The organism is Geodermatophilus normandii, assembly GCF_003182485.1.
Lineage (GTDB): Bacteria > Actinomycetota > Actinomycetes > Mycobacteriales > Geodermatophilaceae > Geodermatophilus > Geodermatophilus normandii.
The window spans coordinates 1,113,200-1,130,000 of record NZ_QGTX01000001.1 but is presented as its reverse complement, the minus strand read 5'-3'; the positions used below and the strand labels follow the sequence as shown (position 1 = coordinate 1,130,000).

16 protein-coding genes and 2 rRNA genes (1 of these 18 only partly in view) are annotated in these 16,801 nt (G+C 72.6%); 13 read left to right on the top strand and 5 right to left on the bottom strand.

The annotated features are described in order from the left end of the window. Positions 1-3,068, top strand: a 23S ribosomal RNA gene (locus tag JD79_RS05610); it begins 78 nt to the left of the window's first position. 142 nt (positions 3,069-3,210) lie between these two features. Beyond that, positions 3,211-3,327 (top strand): 5S ribosomal RNA (gene rrf, locus JD79_RS05605). A 136-nt stretch (positions 3,328-3,463) separates the two neighbouring features. On the opposite strand, the gene JD79_RS05600 is transcribed toward rrf, so the two are convergent. Next, complete coding sequence (locus JD79_RS05600) at positions 3,464-4,009, bottom strand: hypothetical protein (protein ID WP_110004722.1); 546 nt, start codon at positions 4,007-4,009, stop codon at positions 3,464-3,466. Positions 4,010-4,029: 20 nt separating this feature from the next. On the opposite strand from JD79_RS05600, the gene JD79_RS05595 reads away from it, so the two are divergent. From JD79_RS05595 to allB, 9 genes are all read left to right on the top strand, one after another. Next, entirely contained in the window at positions 4,030-5,160 is a 1,131-nt protein-coding gene (locus JD79_RS05595; protein ID WP_110004721.1) for an epoxide hydrolase family protein, read from the top strand. A 59-nt stretch (positions 5,161-5,219) separates the two neighbouring features. Then, positions 5,220-5,522 (top strand): urease subunit gamma, encoded by a 303-nt coding sequence (locus JD79_RS05590; protein WP_110004720.1) that lies wholly within the window; start codon positions 5,220-5,222, stop codon positions 5,520-5,522. Next, on the top strand, positions 5,519-5,821 hold the full coding sequence (locus tag JD79_RS05585) for an urease subunit beta (protein WP_110004719.1): 303 nt from the start codon (positions 5,519-5,521) through the stop codon (positions 5,819-5,821). Before JD79_RS05590 ends, JD79_RS05585 begins: the two co-directional genes overlap by 4 nt. Beyond that, positions 5,821-7,542: an urease subunit alpha gene (locus JD79_RS05580; RefSeq protein ID WP_110004718.1), complete on the top strand. Its 1,722-nt coding sequence runs from the start codon at positions 5,821-5,823 to the stop codon at positions 7,540-7,542. The genes JD79_RS05585 and JD79_RS05580 overlap by 1 nt, the downstream gene beginning before the upstream one ends. An 84-nt stretch (positions 7,543-7,626) precedes the next feature. Beyond that, positions 7,627-8,034, top strand: coding sequence for an urease accessory UreF family protein (locus JD79_RS23505; RefSeq protein ID WP_245899768.1), 408 nt, complete (start codon positions 7,627-7,629; stop codon positions 8,032-8,034). Next, a complete protein-coding gene (locus JD79_RS23500) occupies positions 8,022-8,195 on the top strand; it encodes a hypothetical protein (protein WP_245899766.1) in 174 nt (57 codons plus the stop codon). Before JD79_RS23505 ends, JD79_RS23500 begins: the two co-directional genes overlap by 13 nt. Then, positions 8,185-8,862, top strand: coding sequence for an urease accessory protein UreG (gene ureG / locus JD79_RS05570; protein ID WP_110004717.1), 678 nt, complete (start codon positions 8,185-8,187; stop codon positions 8,860-8,862). Before JD79_RS23500 ends, ureG begins: the two co-directional genes overlap by 11 nt. Further along, a complete protein-coding gene (locus JD79_RS05565; RefSeq protein WP_110004716.1) occupies positions 8,859-9,545 on the top strand; it encodes an urease accessory protein UreD in 687 nt (228 codons plus the stop codon). The genes ureG and JD79_RS05565 overlap by 4 nt, the downstream gene beginning before the upstream one ends. Beyond that, the gene (gene allB / locus JD79_RS05560) at positions 9,542-10,855 is read left to right on the top strand and encodes an allantoinase AllB (protein ID WP_110004715.1); all 1,314 of its coding nucleotides are present in this window, start codon (positions 9,542-9,544) and stop codon (positions 10,853-10,855) included. The genes JD79_RS05565 and allB overlap by 4 nt, the downstream gene beginning before the upstream one ends. On the opposite strand, the gene JD79_RS22460 is transcribed toward allB, so the two are convergent. After that, positions 10,856-11,017 carry a hypothetical protein gene (locus tag JD79_RS22460; protein WP_170149129.1) on the bottom strand — a complete coding sequence of 54 codons (162 nt, stop codon included), beginning with the start codon at positions 11,015-11,017 and terminating at the stop codon, positions 10,856-10,858. Between the two features lie 163 nt (positions 11,018-11,180). Between JD79_RS22460 and alc the strand changes: the two genes are divergently transcribed. Together alc and JD79_RS05550 are read left to right on the top strand one after the other, a co-directional pair. Continuing rightward, complete coding sequence (gene alc, locus JD79_RS05555) at positions 11,181-12,173, top strand: allantoicase (protein WP_110004714.1); 993 nt, start codon at positions 11,181-11,183, stop codon at positions 12,171-12,173. Positions 12,174-12,228: 55 nt separating this feature from the next. Next, positions 12,229-12,975 (top strand): SDR family NAD(P)-dependent oxidoreductase, encoded by a 747-nt coding sequence (locus JD79_RS05550; RefSeq protein ID WP_110004713.1) that lies wholly within the window; start codon positions 12,229-12,231, stop codon positions 12,973-12,975. Here the strand turns inward: JD79_RS05550 and pucD are convergent. The 3 genes from pucD to JD79_RS05535 are packed head-to-tail and all read right to left on the bottom strand — an operon-like array spanning position 12,962 to position 16,685. After that, entirely contained in the window at positions 12,962-15,334 is a 2,373-nt protein-coding gene (pucD, locus tag JD79_RS05545) for a xanthine dehydrogenase subunit D (RefSeq protein ID WP_110004712.1), read from the bottom strand. The genes JD79_RS05550 and pucD overlap by 14 nt on opposite strands. Beyond that, positions 15,331-15,819, bottom strand: a complete 489-nt coding sequence (locus JD79_RS05540; RefSeq protein WP_110004711.1) for a (2Fe-2S)-binding protein — start codon at positions 15,817-15,819, stop codon at positions 15,331-15,333. The genes pucD and JD79_RS05540 overlap by 4 nt, the downstream gene beginning before the upstream one ends. Beyond that, positions 15,810-16,685, bottom strand: a complete 876-nt coding sequence (locus JD79_RS05535) for an FAD binding domain-containing protein (protein ID WP_110004710.1) — start codon at positions 16,683-16,685, stop codon at positions 15,810-15,812. Before JD79_RS05535 ends, JD79_RS05540 begins: the two co-directional genes overlap by 10 nt. Positions 16,686-16,801 lie beyond the last annotated feature (116 nt).

Below are 16,801 nucleotides of genomic sequence, written 5' to 3'. Positions count from 1 at the left end.
CGGGGAGCTGCCAACCGAGCGTTGATCCGAGGGTGTCCGAATGGGGAAACCCCGCACCAGTCATGTGGTGTGACCCGCGCCTGAACACATAGGGCGTGTGGAGGGAACGTGGGGAAGTGAAACATCTCAGTACCCACAGGAAGAGAAAACAACCGTGATTCCGTGAGTAGTGGCGAGCGAAAGCGGATGAGGCTAAACCGTTTCCATGTGATACCCGGCAGGGGTTGTGGAAGCGGGGTCGTGGGACCGTGCGTGCTGTTTCTGCCGGAGCAGCGGGGAGTCAGAAAAGACCGTGGTTAGTGGAAGGCCTCTGGAAGGGGTCGCCGGAGAGGGTGAGAGCCCCGTACACGAAAACCTGGTCTCTCCTTGTTCACGTGTTCCCAAGTAGCACCGAGCCCGTGGAATTCGGTGTGAATCTGGCGGGACCACCCGCTAAGCCTGAATACTTCCTGGTGACCGATAGCGGACGAGTACCGTGAGGGAAAGGTGAAAAGTACCCCGGGAGGGGAGTGAAATAGTTCCTGAAACCGTGTGCCTACAAGCCGTCAGAGCCGTGAATCGCGCCTCGTGCGCGGCGGTGATGGCGTGCCTTTTGAAGAATGAGCCTGCGAGTTAGCGGTACGTGGCGAGGTTAACCCGTGGGGGGTAGCCGTAGCGAGAGCGAGTCCGAACAGGGCGTGGTAGTCGCGTGCTCTAGACCCGAAGCCGGGTGATCTACCCATGGCCAGGTTGAAGCGCGGGTAAGACCGCGTGGAGGACCGAACCCACCAGGGTTGAAAACCTGGGGGATGAGCTGTGGGTAGGGGTGAAAGGCCAATCAAACCCGGTGATAGCTGGTTCTCCCCGAAATGCATTTAGGTGCAGCGTCGCGTGTTTCTTGCCGGAGGTAGAGCACTGGATGGCCGATGGGCCCCACAAGGTTACTGACGTCAACCAAACTCCGAATGCCGGTAAGTGAGAGCGCGGCAGTGAGACTGCGGGCGATAAGGTTCGTAGTCGAGAGGGAAACAGCCCAGATCATCGGCTAAGGCCCCTAAGCGTGTGCTAAGTGGAAAAGGATGTGGGATCGCAGAGACAACCAGGAGGTTGGCTTAGAAGCAGCCACCCTTGAAAGAGTGCGTAATAGCTCACTGGTCAAGTGGTTCCGCGCCGACAATGTAGCGGGGCTCAAGCACACCGCCGAAGCCGTGGCACTCACACATGTAGCCCGCCGGTTCTCCACTCGTGGAGGCCGGCCAGGTGTGTGGGTGGGTAGGGGAGCGTCGTGTGGCGGGTGAAGCGGCGGAGGAATCCAGCCGTGGACGCCACGCGAGTGAGAATGCAGGCATGAGTAGCGAGAGGGGAGTGAGAAACTCCCCCGCCGGAAGACCAAGGGTTCCTGGGCCAGGCTAATCCGCCCAGGGTGAGTCGGGACCTAAGGCGAGGCCGACAGGCGTAGTCGATGGACAACGGGTTGATATTCCCGTACCCGCGAAGGAACGCCCATGCTGAACCCAGCGATGCTGACCCACCGAAACCGCTCGTCGCCCTTCGGGGTGTCGGGTGGGAGTAGCTGGGGACCCGAACTGGTAGTAGGCAAGCGATGGGGTGACGCAGGAAGGTAGTCGGGCCGGTGAGTGGTAGTACCGGTGCAAGGGTGTGGCCCGTGGCGTAGGCAAATCCGCGCCGCATGCAGGGTGAGGCCTGACGCATAGCCGAATGAGGCGAATCCGATGATCCTATGCTGCCGAGAAAAGCCTCTAGCGAGTTCCGAGCGGCCCGTACCCCAAACCAACTCAGGTGGTCAGGTAGAGAATACCAAGGCGATCGAGCGAACTGTGGTTAAGGAACTCGGCAAAATGCCCCCGTAACTTCGGGAGAAGGGGGACCCTCGCCCGTGAACCGCCTCGCGCGGGGCAGCGGAGGGGGGTCGCAGAGACCAGTGAGAAGCGACTGTTTACTAAAAACACAGGTCCGTGCGAAGTCGTAAGACGATGTATACGGACTGACGCCTGCCCGGTGCTGGAACGTTAAGGGGACGGGTTAGTGCACCTCGTGTGCGCGAAGCTCAGAACTCAAGCGCCAGTAAACGGCGGTGGTAACTATAACCATCCTAAGGTAGCGAAATTCCTTGTCGGGTAAGTTCCGACCTGCACGAATGGCGTAACGACTTCTCAGCTGTCTCAACCACAGGCTCGGCGAAATTGCACTACGAGTAAAGATGCTCGTTACGCGCGGCAGGACGGAAAGACCCCGGGACCTTCACTACAGCTTGATATTGGTGTTCGGTTCGGCTTGTGTAGGATAGGTGGGAGACTGGGAAGCCGGCACGCCAGTGTCGGTGGAGTCGCCGTTGAAATACCACTCTGGTCGAATTGGATGTCTAACCTCGGTCCGTGATCCGGATCAGGAACAGTGTCAGGTGGGTAGTTTAACTGGGGCGGTTGCCTCCCAAAATGTAACGGAGGCGCCCAAAGGTTCCCTCAGCCTGGTTGGCAATCAGGTGTCGAGTGCAAGTGCACAAGGGAGCTTGACTGTGAGACTGACGGGTCGAGCAGGAGCGAAAGCTGGGACTAGTGACCCGGCACCGGCATGTGGAAGCGGTGTCGCTCAACGGATAAAAGGTACCCCGGGGATAACAGGCTGATCTTCCCCAAGAGTCCATATCGACGGGATGGTTTGGCACCTCGATGTCGGCTCGTCGCATCCTGGGGCTGGAGTAGGTCCCAAGGGTTGGGCTGTTCGCCCATTAAAGCGGTACGCGAGCTGGGTTTAGAACGTCGTGAGACAGTTCGGTCCCTATCCGCCGTGCGCGTAAGAGACTTGAGAAGAGCTGTCCCTAGTACGAGAGGACCGGGACGGACGAACCTCTGGTGTGCCAGTTGTACCGCCAGGTGCACTGCTGGTTGGCTACGTTCGGCAGGGATAACCGCTGAAAGCATCTAAGCGGGAAGCTCGCTTCGAGATGAGGTCTCTCACCGGGTCAACCGGGTAAGGCCCCCGCCCAGACCAGCGGGTTGATAGGCCGGAAGTGGAAGCACCGTGAGGTGTGGAGCTGACCGGTACTAACAGGCCGAGGGCTTGACCACACACCCCCTTCGTTTCGCGGGGGGCCTGTCGAGCAACAAGAGGTGTTCTCGCGTCCACTGTGCGGTTCTGAACGCACCAACCCGTATCGACTCGATGTCGATCGACTCGATGTCGATTCCGGGGTTGTCGTGTTCACAGTGTTACGGCGGTCATGGCGAGAGGGAAACGCCCGGTCCCATTCCGAACCCGGAAGCTAAGCCTCTCAGCGCCGATGGTACTGCCCTGGAGACGGGGTGGGAGAGTAGGACGCCGCCGGACAACCATTCCCAGAAGGGCCTCCACCACCGGTGGGGGCCCTTCTGCGTTCCCCGTCTCCGGGACACGGACGTGGAAGAGCCCCGGATCCGTGGTGACGAAACCGGGGCCCTGTCGGGCTCCGTGCGTCTGCTCTGCGTCAGGGGACGATCCGGCGGAGGCCGGCGAAGGACAGCCCTGCCGCCACCACACTCACGAGGATCGCGAGCCCGCCGAAGACCAGCAGGGCGCCGACCACCGTGCTCCAGAGGCCGAGCTGCCCCCAGCGCTTCACGACCACGCCGAAGGAGACGCCGAGAGCGGCGGCCGCGAGCATCGGGGCGCCGGACACCACGATCTGCAGGGCCCAGTCGTCGACGTCGACGGGACCGGGAGTCCAGAAGTGCAGCCCGACGCCCCACCCACCGGTGGCGTCCTCGATATCGGTCAGGATCGACAGCGCGATGCCGTGGACGACGGCGGAGACGACGGCGATTAGGGCGGTGCCGCGGGAGAACGTGCGCCGGCTGATGCTCATCCCCATCGCGAACGGCAGCAGCTGGGTCACCGACTGCACGTAGACGACGAGCACCGTGACGTAGAGCGACAGGACGCCGCCGGTGATGCCGCCGCCCGGCGCCTGGCCGGCGTCCGTGAGCGCCCAGACGGGCAGGTTGATCCCGAAGCTGAGCAGCTCGGACGTCAACCGCCGATACGGTCGGGGCCGTGGACGACGTCGTCAGCCCCTTCACCGTCGACGTGCCGGCGGCCGCGGTCGCCGACCTGCGCCGCAGGCTCCGCGACACCCGGTGGCCCGACCCGCCGACGGTGGACGACTGGTCGCAGGGGGTGCCACCCGCGGTGCTGCAGGAGGTCTGCCGCTACTGGGCCGACGAGTACGACTGGCCGGCGCGGCAGGGGCGGATCAACGCGTTCCCCCAGGTGGTCACGGAGATCGACGGGCTGCGGGTGCACGCGCTGCACGTCCGCTCCCCGCACGACGGAGCGCTCCCGCTGGTGCTCACCCACGGCTGGCCCGGCTCGGTGGTGGAGTTCCTCGAGGTCGTCGGTCCGCTCACCGACCCGGAGGACCCGCGGGACGCCTTCTCCGTCGTCGTCCCCTCCCTGCCCGGCTACGGGTGGAGCGGCCGGCCGTCCGCCCCCGGGTGGGGGCCGGCGCGGACCGCCGACGCCTGGGCGGAGCTCGTGCGCCGGCTCGGGTACGAGCGCTTCGGCGCGCAGGGCGGGGACATCGGGTCGTTCGTGTCGGCCAACCTCGGCGCGCGGCACCCCGACCGGGTCGTCGGCGTGCACCTCAACATGGTCGTGACCGCCCCGCCGGAGGGGCAGACGGAGTTCGACGAGCGCGAGCAGCGGGCGCTGGACCGGCTGCGCGCCTTCCGCGACGACGGCTCGGCCTACAGCCACCAGCACCGCACGCGCCCGCAGACGCTCGGCTACGGCCTGACCGACTCCCCGGCGGGCCAGTGCGCGTGGATCCTCGAGAAGTTCCACGCCTGGACCGACACCGGAGGCGACCCGGTCGGAGCCCTGGGCGTCGACCGGCTGCTCGACGACGTCTCGGTCTACTGGTTCACCGGCACGGCGACGTCGTCGGCGCGGATGTACTGGGAGATGGCCCGCGCGCCGGAGGAGCGGACGCCGCGGGTCGACGTCCCCACCGGCGTGTCGATGTTCCCCGGGGAGATCTTCGTGCCGCCCCGCGCGTGGGCGCAGCGGCAGCTGACCGACGTCCGGTTCTGGCGGGAGCACGACAGCGGCGGCCACTTCGCGGCGATGGAGCGCCCGGCGCAGCTGGTGGCCGACGTCCGGGAGTTCTTCCGACCGCTCCGGTAACGGCCCCGACACATGCGGCGGTTAGCGTCCGGAGGCTGCCGACCCCCGGAGGACCCCGCGTGCACCTCACCCCGCACGAACAGGAGCGCCTGCTGCTCTCCTACGCCGCAGAGCTCGCCCGCCGGCGGCGCGCGCGGGGCCTGCGGCTGAACCTGCCGGAGGCGACGGCGGTCGTCACCGACCACGTGCTGGAGGGCGCCCGCGACGGCGTCCTGGTGGCCGAGCTCATGCAGTCGGGACGCACCGTCCTCACCCGCGACGACGTCATGGACGGCGTCCCCGAGATGCTCGAGGAGGTGCAGGTGGAGGCGACCTTCCCGGACGGGACCAAGCTGGTGACCGTCCACCACCCCATCCCGTGATCCCGGGCGAGGTCCTCCCGGCCGAGGGGGTCGTCGAGACGCTCGAGGGCGCGCCGCGACTGGAGCTCGAGGTGACCAACACCGGCGACCGCCCGGTCCAGGTCGGCTCGCACTTCCACTTCGCCCAGACCAACCGGGCGCTGGCCTTCGACCGCGCCGCCGCGCACGGGCACCGGCTCGACATCGCCGCCGGGACCGCCGTCCGCTTCGAGCCGGGCATCACCCGCACGGTGACGCTGGTGCCGCTCGCCGGGGGGCGCGTCGTTCCCGGCCTGACCGCAGAGGGAGGGCTCGGCTGATGGTGCGGCTGTCCCGCGAGCGCTACGCCCAGCTGTACGGCCCCACCACGGGCGACCGCGTCCGGCTGGCCGACACCGACCTGCTGATCGAGGTGGAGGAGGACCGCTGCGGCGGCCCCGGCCGCGCCGGCGAGGAGGCGGTGTTCGGCGGCGGGAAGGTCATCCGCGAGTCGATGGGCCAGGGCCGCGCCACCCGCGCCGAGGGCGCCCCCGACCTGGTGATCACCGGCGCCGTCGTCCTCGACCACTGGGGGATCGTCAAGGCCGACGTCGGCGTCCGCGACGGGCGGGTCGTGGCCCTGGGCAAGGCGGGCAACCCCGACACGATGGACGGCGTCCACCCGGACCTGGTCATCGGCCCCGGCACGGAGGTCATGGCCGGGAACGGAAGGATCCTCACCGCCGGCGGCATCGACTGCCACGTGCACTTCATCTGCCCGCAGATCGTCCCGACGGCGCTGGGCTCCGGCGTCACCACGCTCATCGGCGGGGGCACCGGCCCGGCCGAGGGGTCCAAGGCCACGACCATCACCCCCGGCGACTGGTACCTGGCCCGCATGCTCGAGGCGATGGACCCGTGGCCGGTCAACGTCGCGCTGCTGGGCAAGGGCAACACCGTCTCGCAGGAGGCGATGGAGGAGCAGCTGCGCGCCGGGGCCAGCGGGTTCAAGCTGCACGAGGACTGGGGCTCCACACCGGCGGCGATCGACGCCTGCCTCACCGTGGCCGGGCGCAACGGCGTCCCGGTGGCGCTGCACTCGGACACGCTCAACGAGGCCGGTTTCGTCGAGGACACCCTCGCCGCGATCGCCGGGCGGAGCATCCACGCGTACCACACCGAGGGTGCCGGGGGCGGTCACGCGCCGGACATCATCACCGTCGCCGGGCACCCGAACGTGCTCCCCAGCAGCACCAACCCGACCCGGCCGCACACGGTGAACACCCTCGACGAGCACCTCGACATGCTCATGGTCTGCCACCACCTGGACTCCTCCGTGCCGGAGGACCTCGCCTTCGCCGAGAGCCGGATCCGGCCGACGACGATCGCCGCCGAGGACCTGCTGCACGACCTCGGCGCCATCTCGATGATCGGCTCCGACGCCCAGGCGATGGGGCGCGTGGGCGAGGTCGTCCTGCGGACCTGGCAGACGGCGCACGTCATGAAGCGCAAGCGCGGGTCGCTGGCCGGCGACGGCGCGGCGGACAACCTGCGGGCCCGCCGGTACGTCGCCAAGTACACGATCTGCCCGGCCGTGGCGCACGGCATCGACGGCGAGGTCGGCTCGGTGGAGCCGGGCAAGCTCGCCGACCTGGTGCTCTGGGACCCGGAGTTCTTCGGCGTCCGGCCGCACGCGGTGCTCAAGGGCGGGATGGTCGCCTGGGCGCAGATGGGCGACGCCAACGCCTCCATCCCCACCCCGCAGCCGCAGCTGCCCCGGCCGATGTTCGGCGCGTACGGGAAGGTGCCGGCGCTGACGTCGCTGCACTTCGTGGCGCCGGCGGCGCTCGAGGCAGGCCTGGGCGACCGGCTGGCGATCGACCGGCGGCTGGCCCCGGTCACCGACACGACGCGGCTGACCAAGGCGGACATGCCGGAGAACACCGCGCTGCCGGAGATCCGCGTCGACCCGGACACCTTCACGGTGACCGTGGACGGCGAGGTGTGGGAGCCCGAGCCCGTGCGCGAGCTGCCGATGGCGCAGCGGTACTTCCTCTTCTAGAGGGCACCTCGTCCCATGTCATCAGCTCTCCTCACACTCGCCGACTCGCGGCTGCCGGCCGGGGGCCACACGCACTCCGGCGGGGTGGAACAGGCGATCGCGGCCGGGCTGGTGCGCGACCCGTCGTCGCTGGCGGCCTTCCTGCTCCGCCGGCTGACGACGTCCGGCGCGGTGGCCGCGGGCCTGGCCGCAGCCGCCTGCGACGGGGGAGACCTCGCCGCCCTGGACGCCGAGGCCGACGCGCGGACCCCGTCACCGGCGCTGCGGGCGGCCTCCCGGCAGCAGGGCCGCGGCCTGGTGCGGGTGGGCCGCCGCGCCTGGCCCTCGCCGCTGTGGGACGCGCTGCCGGCCGCGCCGCACCACCCGGTCGCGCTGGGCGTGGCCGCGGCCGCCGGGGCCTGCCCGCCCGGGACGCCGCCGCGGCCGCCGCGTACCTCTCGGTCAGCGGCCCGGCGACGGCGGCGCAGCGGCTGCTCGCGATGGACCCGCTGACCGTCGCCGCCGTCACCGCGCGGCTCGCGCCCGCCATCGACGCCGTCGCGGAGGACGGCCTCCGTCGCGCTGCCGGCTCACTGCCGGCCGACACCGACCCGATCCTCGACCTGCTGGCCGAGGTGCACGCCACGAGAGGGGACCGGTTCTTTGCCTCCTGACCACAACCTGGACGACTACGTGGACCCGTACGAGCACGGGCACCGGCACGGCGGCCCGCTGCGCGTGGGCCTCGGCGGGCCCGTCGGCTCGGGCAAGACGGCGCTGGCCGCGGCGCTGTGCCGCACGCTCGGCGCCGAGTACGACCTCGCCGTCGTCACCAACGACATCTACACGACCGAGGACGCCGACTTCCTGCGCCGCAACGCCGTCCTCCCCGACGACCGGATCGAGGCGGTGCAGACCGGCTGCTGCCCGCACACCGCCATCCGCGACGACATCACCGCCAACCTCGACGCCGTCGAGCTGCTCGAGGCGCGCCACCCCGGGCTGGAGCTGGTCCTCGTCGAGTCCGGCGGGGACAACCTGACGGCCAGCTTCAGCTACGGCCTGGTCGACGTGCAGGTGTTCGTCGTCGACGTCGCCGGCGGGGACAAGGTGCCGCGCAAGGGCGGGCCGGGCGTCACCGCGTCGGACCTGCTGGTCGTGAACAAGACCGACCTCGCCCCGCTGGTCGGCGCCGACCTCGACGTCATGCGCCGGGACTCGGCGACGGTGCGCGGGGACAAGCCGACGCTGCTCGTCTCGCTGCGCGAGGACCCGGCCGCCACCCCGGTGGCCGAGTGGGTGCGGGAGCAGGTGCGCGCCCGCGCGCTGCAGCAGGCGTGATCACCCGGGTCGAGGTCGTCGCGCGGCGGGGGCCCGGCGGGCGCACCGTGCTGCCGGTGGTCCGCGGGAGCGGGCAGCTGGCGGTGCGGCGCACCGGCCCGGCGTCGGTCCACCTGGTGGCGACGGCGTTCGGCCCGCTGGGGGGTGACGACGCCGAGGTCCGGCTGGTGGTCGAGGAGGGCGCCACGCTGGCGGTGCGGTCCGTGGCCGCCGCCGTCGCGCTGCCCGCCCGCGACGGCGACCGGCCGTCGGTGCAGCGCGTCGTCGCCGAGGTGGCCGGGGAGCTGGACCTGCGTCCGGAGCCCACCGTCGTGGCGCGCGGCGCGCACCACCGGGCCGAGCTGACGGCGACGCTGGCGGCCGGCGCCGTCCTCACCGCCACCGAGCAGGTGCTGCTCGGCCGCACCGGCGAGGAGCCGGGCCGCTGGACCGGCACGACGCGGGTGGTCCGCGACGGGCGGCCGCTGCTGCACACGACCGTCGGCCTCGGCCCCGGGGCGCCGGCCTGGCTGCCGCCCCTGGCGCCGCGCGCCTACGCGTCCACGGTGCACGTCGGGCAGGCTGCGGGGGTGCTGACCGCCGACGACGCCGTCCGCCTGCCGCTGGAGGACGGCTGGGTGGCCACCGCGTGGGGCACCCAGCTGCACCGCGTCGTGCGGGCGCTCACCGAGGACGTCGCGTGAGCCCGGTCGTCCGCGCCCGGCGGGTGGTGCTGCCCGACGGCGAACGCGCGGCCGCCGTGCACACCGACGACGGGGTGGTCACCGCGGTCACCGCCTTCGACGACGCCCCGGCCGGCGCGGTCACCCTCGCCGACGACGAGGTGCTGCTGCCGGGCCTGGTCGACAGCCACGTGCACGTGAACGAGCCAGGCCGCACCGAGTGGGAGGGCTTCGCCACCGCCACCCGCGCCGCGGCCGCCGGCGGCGTCACCACGGTCGTGGACATGCCGCTGAACTCCGTGCCCGCCACCACCACGCTCGAGGCGCTGCGGGTCAAGCGGGAGGTCGCCGCCGGGCAGGTCGCCGTCGACGTGGCGTTCTGGGGCGGCGCGGTGCCCGGCAACGCCGGCGAGCTGCGGGCGATGCACGAGGCCGGCGTGGTCGGGTTCAAGTGCTTCCTGCTCGACTCCGGCGTCCCGGAGTTCCCGCCCCTGGACGACGCCGGGCTGCGCGCGGCGCTGGCCGAGCTGACCTCCTTCGACGGGCTGCTGGTCGCGCACGCCGAGGACGCGGCGGTCATCGACGCCGCGCCGGAGCCGGCGGGCGCGAGCTACGCGGCGTTCCTCGCCTCCCGGCCCCCGGCGGCGGAGGAGACCGCGATCGGCCGGCTGGTGGCCGCCACGCGGGACACCGGGGCGCGCAGCCACGTCGTCCACCTGGCCGACGGCGACGCGCTGCCGCTGCTGCGCTCGGCGCGCGCCGACGGCGTGCGGATCACCGTGGAGACCTGCCCGCACTACCTGACCTTCGCCGCCGAGGAGGTGCCCGACGGCGACACCGCCTACAAGTGCTGCCCGCCCATCCGCGAGTCGGCGCACCGTGAGGCGCTGTGGGGAGCGCTGAGGGCCGGGGACGTCGACCTGGTGGTCAGCGACCACTCGCCGTGCACGCCCGAGCTCAAGCGGCTCGACGTCGGCGACTTCGGGCTGGCCTGGGGCGGGATCGCCGGGCTGCAGGTGGCGCTGCCGGCGGTGTGGACGGGAGCGCGGTCCCGCGGTATCGGGCTGGCCGAGGTGGTGGGCTGGATGTCGGCGGCACCGGCGCGGCTGGCCGGGCTGCCGCGGAAGGGCGCGATCGCCGTGGGGAGGGACGCCGACCTGGTGGCCTTCGCGCCGGACGAGCCGTTCACCGTGGGACGGCTCGAGCACCGCAACCCCGTGACCCCGTACGCCGGCCGGGAGCTCACCGGAGTCGTCCGCCGCACCTGGCTGGGCGGGCGGGAGGCCGACGGCAGCCCCCTCGGCCGGCTGCTGGGCCGAGGGGACCGCTGATCAGGACTGTTGCTCGCCCTCTTCCCGGGCGGCCTCGTCCATGATCTTCGGGTCGTCGGTGGAGCCACCGGCGGGGTCGGCGTTGCCGAGCGCGGTCTCGGCGGGCATCTGCCGGACGTGCTCGCGGGCGCGCTCGCGCAGGTCGTCGGTCGGTTCGGACACGGGTCCTCCTCGGGGGCTGGCGGTACCCGGGACCCCTACCCCGGCCGTGCGACAGTGACCCCCGCCGACCCCGGAGGAGCACCGTGACCGAGCTCGCGAGGTCGGGCATGAACACAGCAGCGCTGTCGGTCACGACGCCGACGAGCGTCAGCGAGGAGGAGTCGTGAGCGACCCGTTCGACCTGCCCGACCTCGCCGTCCGCACGCAGGGCGGCGCCGTGGTGGCCGCCAACGACGAGTTCTTCGCCGGCAAGGAGAACCTGATCCGGCCCGAGCCGCCGCAGGCGCGGGACGACTTCGGGGCGCGCGGCAAGGAGTACGACGGCTGGGAGACCCGGCGGCGCCGCGCACCGGGCAGCGACTGGGCGGTCGTGCGGCTCGGGATGCCGGGGATCGTGCACGGCGTCGTCGTCGACACCGCCTTCTTCCTCGGCAACTACCCGACGTCCGCGTCGCTGGAGGGGGCCTCGGTGGAGGGCCACCCGCCGGCCGCGGCGCTGGCCGACGCCGCGTGGGTGCCGCTGCTGCCCCTGTCGCCGCTGGCCGGGGGCACGGAGAACCGCTTCGCCGTCGAGCCGGGGCCGCGGGTGACGCACGTGCGGCTGACCATCCACCCCGACGGCGGCGTGGCCCGCCTGCGCGTGCACGGCGAGGTGGTCCCCGACCCGCGGCTGCTCGACGCCGGCCCGTGCGACCTCGCGGCGCTGGAGAACGGCGGCGTCGTCAGCGGGGTGAGCAACGCCTTCTACGGCAGCCCGCACCAGCTGCTCGGCCGGGGCGTGGCCCGGTCGATGGGCGAGGGCTGGGAGAACGCCCGCCGCCGCGACGACGGCAACGACTGGGTCGAGGTGGCGCTGGCCTGCGAGGGCACCGTGACCCTCGCCGAGCTCGACACCTCGTGGTTCCTCGGCAACGCGCCCGGGGAGGCGTCGCTGACCGGCACCACCGCCGACGGGCGCGAGGTCGAGCTGCTGGCCCGCACGCCGCTGCAGCCCGACACCCGGCACCGGTTCGTGCTGCCCGGCGACGCCGGCGTCACCCGCGTGCGCATGGACGTCTTCCCCGACGGCGGCATGGCCCGGCTGCGCCTGTGGGGCCGCCCGACCGAGGCCGGCCGCGCCGCCCTGCGCCGCCGCTGGGAGGAGACCGCGCCCTGACCCCAGGGCGGCAGGAGGGGCCGTTCCTGCCGCCCTGAGCGGGTAGGCCCGGACCATGGCGACGATCGCGATCACCGGCTCCACCGACGGCATCGGCCGCGCGGCCGCACGGCGGCTGCTGGCCGACGGGCACACCGTCGTCCTGCACGCCCGCAGCGAGGCCCGCGGCGCGCCGGTCGCCGAGGAGCTCGGCCGGCTCGGCGACGTCCGGCTGGTCACCGGCGACCTGGCCGACCTCGACGAGGTGCGCGCGCTCGCCGGTCAGCTGGGGCACCTCGACGTGCTCGTGCACAACGCCGGCGTGTGGCCGCCGGGCGGCGCGCCGCCCAGCCGGCAGGGCCACGAGATCGCCTTCGCCGTCAACGCCCTCGCCCCGCACCTGCTCACCGCGCTGGTGCAGGAGCGGGTGCGCGAGCGCCTGGTCTTCCTCGGCAGCGGGATGGTCGGCTCGGGCCGCGTCGACCCCGACGACCTGGGCAGCCCCCGCGAGCCGCGCCGCGCCTACGCCGACTCCAAGGCGCTCGACGTCGTCCTGGCGCTGGCCTGGGCCCGCCGCCTGCCCGCCCTGCGCGTGGGCGCGGTCGACCCGGGCTGGGTGCGCACCAAGCTCGCCTCCCCGGGCGCGCCGGGCGACGTCGAGGACGGCGGCGCCCGGGTGGCCCACGCCGCCTCCGGCGAGTGGCCCGGCGGCTACACCGCGGGCAGGTCCCCGGCCCGGACCCCGCGGGCCCTGGAGGACCCCGGGCTGCAGGACCGGGTGCTCGCCGCGATGGACCGCCTGGCGGGGCTCACGTCCCGGTGAGGTGCTCCGGGCGGACGGGGACGCGGGTCAGCGGCAGCCCGGTCGCCTGCCGGATCGCGGCCAGGACCGCCGGGCCGGAGGAGATGTTGGGCGCCTCGCCCACCCCGCGCAGCCCGTAGGGGGCGTGCGGGTCGGCGTACTCCAGGATCTCCACCCGCACCGGCGGCATGTCGAGCACGGTGGGGATCAGGTAGTCGGTGAACGACGGGTTCTGCACCCGTCCGTCGCGCACCAGGATCTCCTCCATCACCGCCAGCCCGAGCCCCTGCGCGGTGCCGCCCTGGATCTGGCCGACGACGGCCTGCGGGTTGATCGCCTTGCCGACGTCCTGGGTGCAGGCCATCTCCACGACCTTGACCAGCCCCAGCTCGGTGTCGACGTCGACGACGGCCCGGTGCGCGGAGAAGGCGTACTGCACGTGCGCGAAGCCCTGCCCGGTCTCCGGGTCGACCGCCTCGGTGGGCCGGTGCCGCCACTCGAGCGTCTCCTCGACCGCCTCGTCGCCGAGCAGGTCGGCCAGCGGCAGCGCGACGCCCTCGAGGTCGGACACGACCTTCCCGCCGTCGAGCCGCAGGTCGGCCACCGGCCGGCCGACGACCGACCGCGCCCGCTCCAGCACCCGGGCGCGGACCGCCTCGCACGCGGCCTTCACCGCGCCGCCGGTGACGTAGGTCTGCCGGGACGCCGAGGTGGAGCCCGCGGAGCCGACGGCGGTGTCCTTGGGGTGCACGGTGACCCGGTCGACGCCGAGCTCGGTGCGGGCGATCTGCTGCTCGACGGTGACCAGGCCCTGGCCGACCTCGGCGGCCGCGGTGTGCACGGTCGCCACCGCCTCGCCGCCGACCACCTCCAGCCGCACGCGGGCGGTCGAGTAGTCGTCGAAGCCCTCGGAGAAGGCGACGTTCTTGTAGGCGACGGCGTACCCGACGCCGCGCCGCACGCCCTCGCCGTGCGTGCTGTTGGAGACGCCGCCGGGCATGTCCCGCAGGTCGACGGCGTCGCCGGTGGGGACCTCCGGCGGCAGCGGCATCGCCTCGAGCCGGCGCAGCAGCTCCACGACGGGCGCGGGGCTGTCGACGACCTGGCCGGTGATGGCCTCCGAGCCCTGCTCCATGGCGTTGCGGCAGCGCAGGTCGACCGGGTCCATGCCGAGCTCGGCGGCGAGCGCGTCCATCTGCGACTCGTAGGCGAAGGCGGTCTGCACCGACCCGAAGCCGCGCATGGCGCCGCACGGCGGGTTGTTCGTGTAGGCGCCGTAGCAGTCGACGTGCACGTTCGGCACGACGTAGGGGCCGATGCCCATCGTGCCGCCGTTGCCGACGACCGCCGGCGTGCTCGAGGCGTAGGCGCCGCCGTCGAAGTAGATGGTCGCCTTGACGTAGACCAGGTCGCCGTCGCGCGTGGCGCCGTGCTCGTAGCGCATGGTGGCCGGGTGGCGGTGCACGTGGCCGAAGAAGGACTCCTCGCGGTTGTAGGACATCTTCACCGGCCGGCCGGTGTGCAGCGCGAGCAGGCACGCGTGCACGTGCATGGAGAGGTCCTCGCGGCCGCCGAACGCGCCGCCGACCCCGGCCAGGGTCAGCCGCACCCGCTCCGGCGGCAGGGCCAGTGCCGCGCAGATCTGGCGCTGGTCGACGTGCAGCCACTGGGTGGCGACGTAGAGGTCGACGCCGCCGTCCTCACCGGGCACCGCGAGGCCGGACTCCGGGCCCAGGAAGGCCTGGTCCTGCATGCCGACCTCGTACTCGTTCACGACGACGACGTCGGCGGTGGGGGCGGGGTCGCCCCTGCGCACCTTGAGGTGGCGCACCAGGTTGCCGTGCGGGTGCAGGTGGGCGCTCTCCCGCGACAGCTCGGTGACCTCGGCCGGGGAGTCGTGCACCTGGTTCCAGGTCGGGTGGCCGAGCGCCCGGCGGGCGTCGGTGACCGGCTCCCAGACGTCGTAGTCGACGACGATCCGCGCCGCGGCCCGGCGGGCGGTGTCGGGGTGGTCGGCGGCGACCAGCGCCACCGGCTCGCCCTGGTAGCGGACGACGTCGAGGGCGAGCACCGGCTGGTCGGCGAGCTCGAGGCCGTACACCTTCTCGCCGGGCACGTCGTCGGAGGTGAGGACGGCGTGCACGCCCGGCACGGCCAGCGCCGCGCCGACGTCGATGGAGCGGATGCGCGCGTAGGGGTGCGGGCTGCGCAGCGTGACGCCCCACAGCATGTCGTCCATCCACAGGTCGCTGCCGTAGGCGAACTCGCCGCGGACCTTGAGGACGCCGTCGGGGCGCGCGGCGTCGTCGCCGACCCGCCCGCCGCCCGGCCCGGTCAGGTGCGACGGCGCTCCGCTCGGGGCGCGGGTGGGCGTGCTCATCGGGGGTCTCCCGCCATCCGGTCGGCGGCCAGGCGGACCGCGTCGAGGATCTTCTCGTAGCCGGTGCAACGGCACAGGTTGCCGGCGAGTGCCTCGCGGATCTCGGCGTCGGCGGGCGTGCGGCCCTCGGCGCGCGAGCGGGTGACCAGGTCGTCGGTGGCGACCAGCAGCCCGGGCGTGCAGAAGCCGCACTGCACGGCACCGGCCTCGAGGAAGGCCTGCTGGACCGGGTGCAGCTCGCCGGCCGGGGCCAGCCCCTCGACGGTGCCGACCTCGCGGCCCTGCGCCTGGCCCGCCGCGACCAGGCAGGCGCAGACCGGCAGCCCGTCGAGGTAGACGGTGCAGGACCCGCACTCGCCCTGCTCGCAGGCGTTCTTCGAGCCGGGCAGGCCCATCCGCTCGCGCAGGACGTAGAGCAGGCTCTCGCCCTCCCACACGTCGTCGACCTGCCGCGGCGTGCCGTTCACGGTGCAGCTCAGGCGCACGTCGGGTCTCCCTTCCGGTAGTCGGCCCAGGCCCAGGTCAGCGTGCGCCGGGCCATCACCGACAGCGCGTGGACGCGGTAGCGGGCGGTGCCGCGGACGTCGTCGATGGGTGCCGCCGCCGCGGCGACCAGCTCGCCGAAGCGGGTGGCGGTGGCGGCCGGCAGCTCGGTGCGGGAGTCCCACAGGCCGTCGAGCTCGCCGGCGAGGAACTCCTCGGCCGCGGGGGCGGGGCGCGGCGTCGGCGCGGCCGACCCGATGCCGGTGCCCACGGCGCGGCGGTCGGGGTGCAGCGCCAGCCCGAACGCGGCGACGGCGATGACCATCGCGTTGCGGGTACCGATCTTGCTGTACTGCTGCGGGCCGCGCGGCGGGACGACGCGGACGGCGGCGATGAGCTCGTCGTCGGCCAGCGCGGAGCGCTTGACCCCGCGGTAGAACTCGGTCACCGGGATCCGGCGGGTGCCGCGGACCGACGCCACCTCGACCTCGGCGCCGGCGGCGAGCAGCGCGGGGTGCGCGTCGCCCGCGGGGGAGGCGGTGGCCAGGTTGCCGCCGACGGTGCCGCGGTTGCGGATCTGCGGCGAGCCGATCGTGCGGGCGGCCATCGCCAGGCCCGGCAGCCGGCCGCCGAGCTCGGAGATGACGCGGGCGTAGGGGACGCCCGCGCCGAGGCGGACCGCGCCGTCGTCGTCGGCCCACTGCTGCAGCTCGGGGACCCGGGTGAGGTCGAGCAGCAGCGAGGGGCGCAGCCGGCCGAAGTTGATCCCCACCATGACGTCGGTGCCCCCGGCGATGGGGACGGCGTCGCGGGAGGCGGCCTTCGCCTCCAGCGCCTCCTCCCACGTCGCGGGCTGCAGGAAGTCCATCGTCGCTCCTCGTCGCGTGTGCGGGGGACGGTCACGGTAGTCCGCGTTCGTTCCGGTCGGGTTGCGCGACGTCCCGTGGCGACTCGCCGTGTTCACACGGGCTGGGCAGGATGCGG